The sequence below is a fragment of the Pseudomonas sp. genome (assembly GCF_026224925.1).
Lineage (GTDB): Bacteria > Pseudomonadota > Gammaproteobacteria > Pseudomonadales > Pseudomonadaceae > Aquipseudomonas.
In genome coordinates this window covers 1-12353 of record NZ_JAMFRV010000643.1, presented here as the reverse complement: position 1 = coordinate 12353, position 12353 = coordinate 1, and the positions used below count along the sequence as shown (strand labels likewise).

The 12353-nt window shown below is 52.3% G+C and carries 14 protein-coding genes; 12 read left to right on the top strand and 2 right to left on the bottom strand.

What is annotated here, in order from left to right:
• The 8 genes from M0974_RS26770 to M0974_RS26745 all read left to right on the top strand — a co-directional run.
• A partial coding sequence (locus M0974_RS26770) for an HTH domain-containing protein (RefSeq protein ID WP_297844252.1) occupies positions 1-380 on the top strand: 380 nt, incomplete at its 5' end.
• A 38-nt stretch (positions 381-418) separates the two neighbouring features.
• Positions 419-736, top strand: a complete 318-nt coding sequence (locus tag M0974_RS26765; RefSeq protein WP_297844249.1) for a hypothetical protein — start codon at positions 419-421, stop codon at positions 734-736.
• 1445 nt (positions 737-2181) lie between these two features.
• Positions 2182-2418 carry an alpha-hydroxy-acid oxidizing protein gene (locus tag M0974_RS33395; protein ID WP_367279055.1) on the top strand — a complete coding sequence of 79 codons (237 nt, stop codon included), beginning with the start codon at positions 2182-2184 and terminating at the stop codon, positions 2416-2418.
• Positions 2319-2645: an alpha-hydroxy-acid oxidizing protein gene (locus M0974_RS33390; RefSeq protein ID WP_367279056.1), complete on the top strand. Its 327-nt coding sequence runs from the start codon at positions 2319-2321 to the stop codon at positions 2643-2645. Before M0974_RS33395 ends, M0974_RS33390 begins: the two co-directional genes overlap by 100 nt.
• 13 nt (positions 2646-2658) lie before the next feature.
• Positions 2659-3369 carry a glutathione binding-like protein gene (locus tag M0974_RS26760; RefSeq protein ID WP_297844246.1) on the top strand — a complete coding sequence of 237 codons (711 nt, stop codon included), beginning with the start codon at positions 2659-2661 and terminating at the stop codon, positions 3367-3369.
• A gap of 204 nt (positions 3370-3573) precedes the next feature.
• The gene (locus tag M0974_RS26755; protein ID WP_297844243.1) at positions 3574-4215 is read left to right on the top strand and encodes a TetR/AcrR family transcriptional regulator; all 642 of its coding nucleotides are present in this window, start codon (positions 3574-3576) and stop codon (positions 4213-4215) included.
• A gap of 185 nt (positions 4216-4400) precedes the next feature.
• The gene (locus M0974_RS26750; protein ID WP_297844241.1) at positions 4401-5246 is read left to right on the top strand and encodes a CocE/NonD family hydrolase C-terminal non-catalytic domain-containing protein; all 846 of its coding nucleotides are present in this window, start codon (positions 4401-4403) and stop codon (positions 5244-5246) included.
• Between the two features lie 182 nt (positions 5247-5428).
• Entirely contained in the window at positions 5429-5767 is a 339-nt protein-coding gene (locus M0974_RS26745) for a hypothetical protein (protein WP_297844238.1), read from the top strand.
• 325 nt (positions 5768-6092) lie between these two features.
• On the opposite strand, the gene M0974_RS26740 is transcribed toward M0974_RS26745, so the two are convergent.
• Complete coding sequence (locus M0974_RS26740; protein WP_297844235.1) at positions 6093-7229, bottom strand: NAD(P)/FAD-dependent oxidoreductase; 1137 nt, start codon at positions 7227-7229, stop codon at positions 6093-6095.
• Positions 7230-7345: 116 nt separating this feature from the next.
• Here M0974_RS26740 and M0974_RS26735 point away from each other — a divergent pair, with 116 nt between their 5' ends.
• Positions 7346-7606, top strand: a complete 261-nt coding sequence (locus M0974_RS26735) for a M20/M25/M40 family metallo-hydrolase (protein ID WP_297844232.1) — start codon at positions 7346-7348, stop codon at positions 7604-7606.
• Positions 7607-7668: 62 nt separating this feature from the next.
• On the opposite strand, the gene M0974_RS26730 is transcribed toward M0974_RS26735, so the two are convergent.
• A complete protein-coding gene (locus tag M0974_RS26730; RefSeq protein WP_297844229.1) occupies positions 7669-8592 on the bottom strand; it encodes a LysR substrate-binding domain-containing protein in 924 nt (307 codons plus the stop codon).
• A 192-nt stretch (positions 8593-8784) separates the two neighbouring features.
• On the opposite strand from M0974_RS26730, the gene M0974_RS26725 reads away from it, so the two are divergent.
• From M0974_RS26725 to M0974_RS26715, 3 genes are read left to right on the top strand one after another with little or no spacing between them, the layout of a single operon-like run.
• Positions 8785-9705, top strand: a complete 921-nt coding sequence (locus M0974_RS26725) for an ABC transporter permease (protein ID WP_297844227.1) — start codon at positions 8785-8787, stop codon at positions 9703-9705.
• Entirely contained in the window at positions 9671-10576 is a 906-nt protein-coding gene (locus M0974_RS26720; protein WP_297844225.1) for an ABC transporter permease, read from the top strand. The genes M0974_RS26725 and M0974_RS26720 overlap by 35 nt, the downstream gene beginning before the upstream one ends.
• 59 nt (positions 10577-10635) lie before the next feature.
• Positions 10636-12219: an ABC transporter substrate-binding protein gene (locus M0974_RS26715; RefSeq protein WP_297844222.1), complete on the top strand. Its 1584-nt coding sequence runs from the start codon at positions 10636-10638 to the stop codon at positions 12217-12219.
• Positions 12220-12353 lie beyond the last annotated feature (134 nt).

Genomic DNA, 12353 nt, shown 5'->3' with positions numbered 1-12353 from the left:
TGGCCAGGTCGATACCAACAGTTCTGATTTCCATGGCTGATTACCCCTTCGTGCAAGTGGATGGCGACACCCTTCACTCTGGCACAGCGATGCAATTATGGGCGGGGGCGTCCATCCCATTGCTTACGCTCCAGATAGTGTTTCTCAACCCTCTTGAATATGATTGCGAATTGTCTAGATCTGAGCGACTGCTTAACCTGTGGCAAGACTTGCGACGCCATAGACTCCCCGTGAGCGGGCAAATCTTGGCTTCTGAAATGGGGGGCAGTATCCGTACGTTCTACCGAGACATCGCGAGCCTCAAGGCTCAAGGGGCTGCCATAGAGGGTGAGGTCGGCATAGGCTACATCATGAGCCCTGGTTTCATGCTCCCGCCCTGATTTTAGGCTCTGCCGAACTCGATGCGCTGGTGCTTGGCATGCGCTTGATGCTAGACCACGGCGACCCCGATTTGGTACAGGCAGCATCGAACACGCTAGCGAAGATTTCTGCGGTCTTACCCATAAACATGCGCCGAGAACTGGAAGGCTACGCGCTGCTGGTTGGCAGCGGCATGGAGGCGCCCAGGGACAAAATAAAACCTAGCAATCTTCGCGATGACATCCGACTTGAGCGCAAGCTTGAAATTGCCTATCAACTCCCGACGGGAATGCTCTCAAAGCGTGTGGTCTGGCCCTTTGCGCTCGCTTTTTTGAGCAGGCACATGTGCTGGTGCGAATTGCGGGGGGCGTTCTGATCGTATCAACGAGGCAACGTTGTTGTCCGACTGCTACCACAAGCACAAGCAGGCCCTTCTCAAAGAGTGGCGCAATTCGGAACTGGTTTCTGGCAAAACAATACTGTGAGAAACTGACACTGGCTCGAATTAAAGTGAGGAACCTCATTTCTACTAGGTCTCGTCATGAAGTTCTCGTCTGTTCGCCTCGTTACCAATAACTATGAACGCCTCGTCCAGTTCTATAAAAATGTATCGGCAATTGAGCCTAGATTTCTTGCTGATGGGTTCGCTGAAATTCACTTCAACGGAATAGTTTTAGCGATAAGCGATAAGCATCTGATCCGCCTTCATAATAACGGATTGGCTGTCGCGGCCAGCAATCGTTCAGCAATCGTTCAGCAATCCTGGTGTTTCAAGTAGATAATGTCGAGGCTGTGCTGCTTCGGGTAAATGACGCGGAAGTTGTAATGCCCGTAACGATCATCCCCTGGGGCAATACCTCCCTATTGCTCCGTGATCCCGACGGAAGCCTCGTAAACGTTTTTTCAAAACCATCAACCTGACTCCGTAAAGAGGCGTTTTGATATGACAGGGACATCCACTAGAATTCGCCGCTCGGGTGAACCTCATCGTCGCAGTGAGTCGCTGCATGCAGGCTTTCTGAACATCTTCCGAGATCGTTGGCAGCGTGTACCCGCATTTGGAGACGCTGGACGCTGAAAGGGCGCTTGGACCTGCATGGACGCCCCCCGAGATAGAGCCAAGCGTTCATGTCAGCACGCTAAAAAGAGTAGACTTTCTTTATTAATTGTCGGTTGACCAATTATATCTTTTGTTATGTGTAGTCAAGCCTCACACCTCCCGTAGAGATCTTGCGTGCGTGATAGTTGTTAGCCATTTGGAGTGAGGTCGCCGACTCGGGCATGCTTTTGTAAGCCTCTGCAGAGGCATCCTCGTGCAGTCAACGGCTAACCAGATGGCGTTGACGCCGCACTCACGCTCTAGGCGCAACACCGAAGCGCTGGGCTTCTAACAGGGTACCACCTGTTCCGCCTTCACCCCTTCGTCATACACGCTGCGTCCATCGCTTTTGTGCCCCACCAATAGCCGGTGTCTGAGGTCTTCCAAGGCGTCTGTCACTACGGGAACCTAAGCTCACAGCTCACAGCCTGCGGCTCAAGGACGCGGTTGTAGGCAGCGTGGTCGTTCCAGGCGCCTTGTGAAACCCCAACCCGTTGACAGATTATCGAAATACATAAATAATTGGTCAAGTGACCACTAAAAATGGCGATGCCCCGATTCCACACCGAAAAACCGCTCAGGACGTTCCGCAGGCTGCGCTTTCAGGGCTCGCTCTTCGGGAGTAGAGGATGAACCCTTTGTGAAACTGCGCTGCGACAACTAGTCGGCGTGCAATCGGCAGGTGTGCAAACGTTCTATTTCGTATCTCCGCCCGAGAGGCAATGTGTATGAGTTCTCCAGGTAAATGGCAAGACTACGATGACATCTTTGCGGCCGCCCGGAAGCGAATGCCTCACGGTTTCTTTGCGTATATGGACCATGGCTGCGGTGAAGACCTAGCCTTGACCAACAACCGCGAATCATTGCGCAAGATCCGGCTCCGGAGCCGCGTGCTGCATGTTTCGGCGCGTACACCGCCACAACTTTATTCGGCATATCGCAGTCGATACCGGTTGTAGTTGCGCCTACCGGGCCGGCCGGGATGGTCTGGTTGGATGGCGAGGTCGCGCTCGCTCGCGCAGCGGCTGACGCCGGGCAAGTGGGTGCAAGTCGCGCATTGGAAATACTTCAACAAGAAATACTCCACACCCTGGCGATGACTGGATGTATTAATCCGGATGAAGTCGGTCAAGACATTTGTGGCGAGATGACGCGGCAACGCAGATCGCTAGACAATCTATTCTGAGGAACCGAAAGCTATGATTACCCTGTATGCGGCCGATACTGCAAATTCTGGAAAGATCTTTCTAGCGTTGGAGGAAATGGAATTGCCGTACGAGGCCGTTCCGGTCGATTTGTTGAGAGGCGCTCAATTTGAGCCATCTCACCTTCGCCTTAATCCCAACGCGAAGATTCCAGTAATCGTTGATGAAGACGGCCCAGGCGGCCGCCGTCACGTAGTCTTTGAATCAGGAGCGATCCTCTTGTATCTGGCAGAGAAGACCGCCAAATTCCTGTCTAGTGATCCAGTCGAGCGCAGTACGGCGATTCAATGGCTAATGCTACAGATGAGCAGTGTCGGCCCAATGCTCGGGCAATTTATTCACTTTGCTCGTTTTGCGCCTTCAGACAACCAATACGCACTCGCGCGTTACCGTGCACAGGTGCTGCGCGTCGTTGATGTGCTTGACGGACAGCTTGCTCAAAATAGCTGGCTGGGCGGGGAAAACTACAGCGTAGCCGACATTGCAACCTTCCCGTGGGCTAGAGCCCTCGGAGGAATTCTCGATGTGGATGTGGAGAAGAAGTATAAAAACATCTGGCGATGGACGGCGCAAATCACATTGCGTCCGGCAAGCGAGCGTGCCGACGCCGCAAAAGCCGCGCTTGCGAGTCACTTGATTGCCCCTGAAAAAGCCTCGCCGGACGCGCTTGATCGACTATTCGGGCGCGGTGAATCGAGTAAATAGGCCAATGTTTGTCGGCGCCGACGCAGTCTAAGCCATCGCGTCGGCTAAAGCGCTCGCTCATGGATTGAGCGGCAGGTGCATTCGAAGGATATGTGATTATGCGAACGCTGGTTAAATGCCTGGAACTTCGTAAATCTGATGTATCCTCGCATCATGAGCGCACCTCCAGAGAAACATCACCAAAAACGGGAGCCACGCAGACGGATGTCACCAGACAATCGTCGAGCGGCCATTATTCGCGAATCAATTGGATTCTTTGCCACGCATGGATTCAACGTCGACACACGATCACTTGCAAAGCATATGCAGATAACACAAGCATTGCTCTACAAGTATTTTCCTTCGAAGCAACTTCTCGTCGAAGCTGTGTTCGAGCAGATCTTTCAAAAGCAGGGAACTGTCAACTGGCTGCCCCTTCTTCGTGATCGATCAACCGATTTAAAGACCAGACTGCAAAGGTTCTTCGTGGGCTATGCTGCATCGACCTACGACTACGATTGGATTCGCATCTACACCCTAGCGGCATTCGCGGGCGGCGATCTCAACCGGAAATACATCAGAAATGTAACGCGCCCATTGCTCCATCTAATCGCAGAGGAGGTTCGTCTGGCTGCGGGGTTGCCATTGCCCGACGCTTCGGAAGTGAGCGAGCTGGAGATCGAAATACTTTGGGTGTTTCATTTCGGAATCTACTATCACCCTTATCGCACGCACGTGTATGGAACCCCGCCGGCGGTTCCTCTTGCGGAAATAGTGGAGGCAAGCGTCGATGGACTTATCGAGAGCTTGCGCCATTGCATCGCGAAGTCCGAGCAGTCAGGCGTGAGCAAAACCGCGGAGAGTTAGCCACCAACGTCTCCTGCGTCCCGGCAACTGCAGAGAGGACGCTATGACTTGCGTCTTCGAAGCTCAAGATCTAGGCAAGCGCATTGATGTGCCCATGCTTTCGCGCGGCAACTGGGGTGGTGCAACCATCTTCGTGACAATTCGAAGCTTTTGTTCGGTCGGGCTCGAAGAAACAATGGCTCGAGATGCACAATTTGGAGCATTGGACGGATTTCTACACCCGGGATGGCCGGGCGCTAATGCGGCGATTCTTTGATCACTTTCTTAAAGGCGCAGACAATGGATGGGATCGGGAACCGCCGCTCATTTTGAACTTGCGGCGCCCAGACGGACTCACCAAGCGCACGGAAAATGAGTGGCCCCTGGCGCGGACGGAATGGATTCGCACATTTCTCGATGCATCATCTTTTTCGTTGGGCGGAGAGCCTACGTCTACATCAAAAGCACAGTTTGAGGCCCTGTCTCATGGCGTCACATTTTGGGGGCCGGAGCAGGAACGAGAACTCGAGCTGACCGGACCGCTGTCCGCGAAACTGTTCATATCCTCGTCGACCTCAAACGCAGATATTTTTGTCACCCTACGCGCATTCGGTCCGAATGGCCGCGAGGTTCTATTTGCTGGCGCGACCGATCCGAACAATCCAGTGAGCTTCGGTTGGCTGCGGGTATCGCGCCGCAAGCTAGACAGGACCTTGTCGCTTCCGTACCGACCGTGGCATGTCCATAATGAGGACGAGTTGCTAGTTCCCGGGGAAATTTATGAACTCGACATTGAAATCTGGCCTACCTCAATCATCTTGCCCCGTGGCTTTCGCCTGGCCGTAACGATATCTGGCCAAGATTTTGATCATCGTCTCCCTGAGCCACTGCCTGCGATGTGGGGTAAACCAATGCGGGGTTGCTCCATCCATCTGCATGACGTCGAGTCCGATCGTCCCCAACGCGTCTTTGGTGGAACGACAACCATCCATACGGGCGGTGAGTTTTCGTCTTCGCTACTGCTTCCAGTTATTCAACCTAGCAAACGGTAGGTGATATTACGCATGATTGATTTCCGAAGCTGCGGCCTGATTTTTTAGCAAATTGTTGAGGTGTCGTCGGCTTTCAGACCGATGCTGACGGGTGATATTGAGCGTACCTATCTCAATGACGGCAGACACCAATCGGCAAAACCGACCGCCGGAACTGATACTCAAGAGGAGCGTAGAGCGGAATGGGTCAATTAGTTAACGGGACTTGGATTGAAAATTTATCAACACTTGGACTTGAACAGGGAAAATTTTTCCGTAAATCAGCAGCATTTCGTGGGATCGTCACCCCCGAAGGGGAGCAAGGCTACAGGGCGGAACCTGACCGGTATCATCTTTATGTTTCGCTGCAGTGCCCCTGGGCGTGGCGCACCATCATTTATCGAAGCATCAAGCGATTGCACAGCGTCATCGGAATGACGATTGCGATTCCCGATGGCCGGCGAGAGGGATGGCGTTTTGGCGATGATTTTCTAAATTCGCAGGCGGATGAAGCAGAGTGTTTCACCCACCTACCGCGATGATACTCCGGCTGGGCTGCCGGGCTTTAATCCATTGCGAGTGGAACCTAATCGATACGCCAAGACCTCAGCGACTATTGAACTGCCGCTGGGTTAGCAAACGCTTACAGTGAAGTGACTAACTTCCGATCTCGAAGGATGCGCATGATTCATCCGTGGGCTCGCCCATTGGTCAACATCGATTCCATCTAGCTCGCCACAAGCCCAAGGATATTAGCTTGATTCAGTCGGCGCAAAAATGTACGCCTACGCAAGACTAGATCCCCGGAAAACCTTGGGCGCGATTTGCCCCTCTTGGAGTTGCTTGTTGACGAAGTCAGCGGCATGGTCATTTTTCGGGAAGGTATTGGGTAAACAAATCAATAAGGCCCTGCGGCGCGGTCTCGTTGAAAAACAACCTTAGGTTTCCGTCTGTTTCCGCAGCAGTCTCGGCACTGCGGGGAAAGAGTTCCTTTTCATACGCAATCAGCGCGGCTTCGATACTTCCGGGGTTGGCGACAATGGCCTCGCCGAGCAGAGCGCCGTCGTACATTGCGAGATTGGCACCTTCGCCAGCAAACGGCGACATCAGGTGCGCTGCATCGCCGAGCAGTGTCACTCCGTGTACGCGGTCCCATTTGTGCTTGACGGGGAGCGCATGGATCGGGCGAAGCACGGGGTCAGTATCACCATTGGTGATGAGCGCTATAAGTTCCGGTGCCCAGCCATCAAATTCATCGGCGAGAAGGGCCATGGCCGTCACTGGATCGGAGAGGTCGAGGCGGGCGAACCAGTCTTCAGGCCTGTTTAGTGCTACGTAGGTTTGTAGGGTTCCGCTCGCATGACGGTGGGCAAGAATGCCTTTATTCGGAACAACCGCCATCAGGGTACCGTCACCAACCACCTCTGCGCTGGCTGTATGGCGACTGTTACTTTGGAACAGGACTGTCTCGATGAAGGAGATGCCAGCGTATGCAGGTTTTACTTCGGAAAGCAGCGGACGAACCCTTGACCAGGCACCGTCGGCACCCACCAAAAGGTCGGTGGTCATAGTGGAGCCGTTAGCGAAGCTCAGCAGATGCCGCCCGCCGCCGAGCGGGGTAGCGGCGGTGAGCTTATGTCCCCAGCGAATGGTGTCGGCAGGCAGCGATTCGAGCAAAATTCTGCGCAGTTCTCCCCTCTCTACCTCAGGCCGACCGCCGTTATCCGTGCTGGGCCATTCAAGCAAGACGTTGCCGTGCTGATCGCATATCCGTTTGGCATCAGCTCCCTCGATAATGATGCCGAGAAGCTGGTTATAAAGGTCCGCCGCTTTGAGCGCGAGCTGGCCGTTGTATTCGTGGATGTCGAGCAGACCGCCTTGCGCACGCGCGTTTGCCGACGTTTCCGCCTCGTAGATCGTCGCTGCGATACCGTGGATATGCAGCACCCGCGCGAGGGTCAATCCACCAAGCCCCGCACCGATGATCGCGATTGGAGTGTTCATGCTGATACCTTTGTGAGTGGAGCCCGCGGGGGAGTTTCTACCACACAGTCAGTCCCGGGAGCCATTCCCGGCGATGGGGACAGCGCTTCAACTCGCTCGAAGACTGTCTTTATCCGGTGATCAATAAGAACGTTGCTGAAACCGAGTTTGCCTTGCAGATTGCCCGTGAGCTGGTGGGTGCCGAGCATGTGATCGCCCAAGCGGATCAACTGATGTCCAGCGAGGACATCGCCTACATGCTTGAGCAGCGTCCGGGCTGTTTCCTCAGATTGGGAAATGGCGTTGGCGAGGATTACTGCATGATTCATAACCCGGCTTATGACTTCAATGACAAAAACCTACCCATTGGAGCCGCTGATTGGCCGAGGCTGGTTTAGCGCTATCTGAGCTGATACTCAATTGAGCAGGGCCGTACTTTCTGGATCGGTCCTGCTCCCGCTTAATACGCCGAACGGGGAATCATGGATATAAATTCCGATTTGAAGATGTTTTCCATAATCTGCATGAAGTCCGAAGCCAACTTGGAACGTTGCTGATGGCTGGGGAATACCATAGAAATCTCGAAGGGAATATTTTCATCCAGTTTTCTAAAGGTAATCCCCGGGTATTTCGAGTAGGAAGCCGTAAAGGGATCGCAGACGGTGAGCCCGAGGCCACCAGAAACCATGCCGCAGGCGGAGTGAGCGGAGGTGGTTTCGACAGAGGTCAGGCTGACGGCACCGCGCGCTTCCATTGCTGAAGTGATGCGGCGCTGTAACGGGTTATTGGTGTTCAGTGAGATCAAACGGCGTTCATGCAAGTCATCAATTGTCACCAGCTCTTTGCTCGCCAATACATCGTCAACGGACATTACACAGACGGCATTGATCCGGGGCAGGGGGATCGATTGAACCCCTGGATACTCGCCTGACGGTACCTGGACAAAACCGATATCAATCTGGTTCGCCGATGTCAGCTCCATAATGCCCAACGAGTTGCGAACGTCCAGAGAAGTCCTGACCTCGGGGTGTTCTAGAGCGAAACGACATACGCCCTCAGCCACGACACTCAATCCGAGTGTGCTCATTGAGCCAATTCTCAATGTTCCTGTGCGTAGCGTCACCAAGTCTTCCGCAACGCGCTCAATGCGTTCGATACCTTGATAAAACTTGTCGACTTCGGCGTATAGGAGTTGAGCTTCCGTGCCTGGAATAAGGCGGTTGCCTTCGCGGCGGAACAGTCGAAGCGACAATACGATTTCGAGATCGCGTATGAGCCTGCTGACAGCAGGTTGGGTTATTTGTAGCGATTCGGCGGCGATAGTCATGCTGCCAGTGAGCATAACTGCCCGAAAGGCTTCCAGTTGGCGGGGATTTAGCTTCATCGTTGCGCTCGAGCGGTATCGGAGAGGGGGCTTTCGGATAAGCGTATAACATTTTGTTATGTGCGTCCAACATGTTGCCGGTTTGCGATAGGCGTGTGACAGAGCGATGATCTATTTGCATTGTTTTAGCTAACAGCATGGCTTCGCAATAATGCCGGGTAGTGCTGACGTAAAATAAAAAGAGGACAACTCGTGCTGAACTACACCCTCCGCAGGTTATTACTCCTGCTACCGATGCTATTGGGGGTATCCATTGTGGTATTCCTGGTTATGCATTTTATTCCCGGCGATCCGGCTCAACTGGCTGCGGGACCTGATGCGACAGCAGAAGACGTTGCGCAAATACGGCAAAACTATGGGCTGGATCAACCACTCGCCACTCAATACCTCATCTATGTAAAAAAAATTGTCAGTGGCGATTTCGGTGAATCGTTCCAGACATTTACCCCGGTACTTGAAGGCATTTCAAGAACGCTTCCAGCGACTATTGAGTTGACCGCTGCCGGAATGCTGCTGGCAGTCATCATTGGTGTTCCATTGGGTATTATCGCGGCACTAAGGCCCAGGGGAGTGCTTGATAGTTCGCTCACCACCTTTGCAGTTTTAGGTATCTCAGTACCCGGCTTTTTTCTCGGCCTTATATTAATGTCGATCTTTTCAGCCAGCCTAGGCTGGCTACCGCCTACCGGAAGGGGCGGGTGGCAGCACTTGATACTGCCGGCGGTAACTCTGGGCTTACCGTATGTTGCAACTTTTTCGAGGCTGGCTCGATCCACGATGATGGACGTGCTCCAAGAAGATTACATTCGTACTGCCTACGCAAAAGGCGTACCCAGCTACAAAGTTGTTCTTAAACACGCACTTTCTAATGCGGCCATTCCACTTGTTACAGTCTTCGGGATGGATTTCGGTCGCCTGCTGGGGGGCGCCGTTATTGTCGAAACCGTATTTGCCTGGCCGGGTATGGGGCGGTTCCTGATTGATGCAATTATGGCTCGAGACATTTATGTAGTCCAAGGAACAGTCCTTGTGTTTGCAGCCCTGGTAGTGATCATCAATTTAATTGTGGACCTCGTATATGGAATCCTCGACCCTCGCATCACTTACAACTGAGGCTGATATGCATTTGCCGAAAAAACGTCGGTTGGGCTTTGTTGGCTTCCTTATATCCAATAAACGTTGGTTTGCGTTTAGTGCATTTATCGTCATCCTGGCAATGATCGTAGCTGCCATATGCGCACCTTTTTTGTTTGACTGGGATTCGGTGACCAAAATTAACTTGTCCAGATCCCTTATTGGTCCAGGTACCGAGTCTTTGCTTGGAACGGATCAAATGGGGCGTGACTTATTAGGAAGAGTCCTGTGGGGCGCACGCATCACGCTCACTGTAGCGGTCTCCAGTGTCGGTATTGCGATGCTGGTTGGTGTTTCGGTGGGTGCGGCTTGCGGATATTACAACGGCGCCATCGCCAGTTTGGTAATGCGGGTCATGGACTCCATGATCGCGTTCCCTAGGACTCTGGTAGCAATTCTTGTTATCACCGTCGCAGGAAACAGCATATTAAGCCTGACACTCGCCATCGCCATTTCGAGCATTCCTATCTACGTCCGTTTCTTTGCCGGGCCGGTGATGTCGCTGAGAAATCGAGAGTTTGTACTGGCCTCAAAATCGATCGGTGTCGGTGATCTACGGTTACTGCTGGTACATATCCTGCCGAACATTGGCTCTCTGGTCATTATTCAGGCAACCGTATCGCTAGCTGAAGCCATCCTCATCGGTTCCGGGCTTAGTTTCCTTGGCCTTGGCCCACCGCCGCCAACGCCGGAGTGGGGTTCGATGATCGCCGAGTCGCGGCCGTTGTTGACAACACATCCGTATGTCTTGCTCGCACCTGGATGTGCCCTTGTCTTGACCATATTGAGCTTCAACATTGTCGGCGATGCACTACGGGACTTTATCGATCCGAAATCGCGAAACGCTTAATTGAGATCAGGGCGGCGTAGTCGCCGATGAGTTCCACAATAATAATCGAGCGAGTAAAGATGATGGGACGCTTAAATTTTCTGGCAGTACTCATACGCAGTTTTTCTGTTCTAGGCATCATAGGGCTGTCGGCCGGTTTGCCGTCGGTTGCCCAGGCCAAAGAAATTGGGCAAATAACCTTCGTTCAGGGCTCTGATATAGATACCTTGGACCCTGCTATCTCGCGCAGCGTACCTTCTTATAATGTCATTGATCACTTGTTTAACAGGTTAATAGCATGGGATGGAAACGACCGCTCTAATTTTGTACCCGATTTGGCAGAGTCCTGGTCCAGGACGGAAGATGGCAAGCAATGGACGTTTGTGTTGAAGCAGGGAGTTAAGTTTCACGACGGTACTGACTTTAGCGCAGAGGCTGTAAAGTTTAACTTAGACAGGATTCGTGATCCTAAACTTGGATCGCCGCACCGTTCTTATTATGCAGATATCCTGTCAGTGGAGGTTGTGTCACCTTATCAGGTACGGATCACGACAAAAAACCCTGCGCCAACAATGTTGGAGCTGCTGGCCAAAGAATCCTCGTCAATGAATAGCCCTGCAGCGATAGTTAAATACGGACGAGCTTACGGGCATCATCCGGCCGGTACGGGGCCTTATGTTTTTGATAGTTGGATACCCAATGATCAAGCGGTTATTGAAAAAAACCTTTCTTATTATGGAGTAGCCGGGAAACCATCCAAAATAGTATTCCGCCCGGTGAGAGAGGATTCTTCTCGAGTTATCGAACTTCGGACAAGAAATGCTGATGTCGCCGCTAATTTGTCACCAGAAGCCGCTATTGAATTAAAGGAGCTCAATAAATCCACCTTGCTTCGTGTGCCGAGTACATTTCAGGTATTCTTTGAAATGAACCTAACCAAGCCACCATTCGATGACGCGCGAATCCGCCGTGCAGTCAGTATGGCTATTGATCGTCAAGCGATAGTCGACAAAGTTCTGCTTGGCTATGGAAAAGTACCTACGGGTCCATTTCCCGAGGGCACACAAGCACGGCAAGAGTTTGCTCCAGTCAAGTACGACCCTGAGGCAGCCAAAAAAATCATTAACGAAATTTATCCAGGGGGCTATCCAGGAACCATCGTGATGTGGACCCCGGCGGGTCGCTATACCAAGGATCGCCAAGTTGCTGAAGTTGTACAGGGCTATCTCAATGCAGTTGGACTAAAAACTGAGTTCAAGGTATGGGAATGGGCTACTTACCAAAAGAACTTGTATCGCCCCGACCCAGGAAAGGGCACGGGTAAAGGTACCAATGACGCAAACATGTGGTTGCTGGGAACAGGCATATCCGATGCGGATATTCGCCTAAGACGAAAGTTGTCTACCGATGACCCCCAAAACCTCACCGGATATAGCGACCCTGAAGTAGATAAGTTACTGAAACTTTCCTCTCGTGAACTGGATGGGAAAAAACGCATGTCTTATTACGCTCAGATACAACAGATTCTGTGGGAACAGAATCCAGACAATCTTCCTTTGTTTGACCAAGAGCAAATTATCGGCGTACGTAAAGATTTGAAGGGTCTCGATGTTGATTATGAAGGGACCATTGATTTTAAGAATGTAGAACTAATTGAGCGGTGATTTAAAATGTCAAATGTACATGCCAACGAAGCCCTGTTAACCGATGCTCGTCTAAGTGCCCCTCCTGCTGAGCGCATGGTCAAATATCATGACGTCCCTGCTCTTGAAACCGAGAAGCGCCAGTTTCATGAATT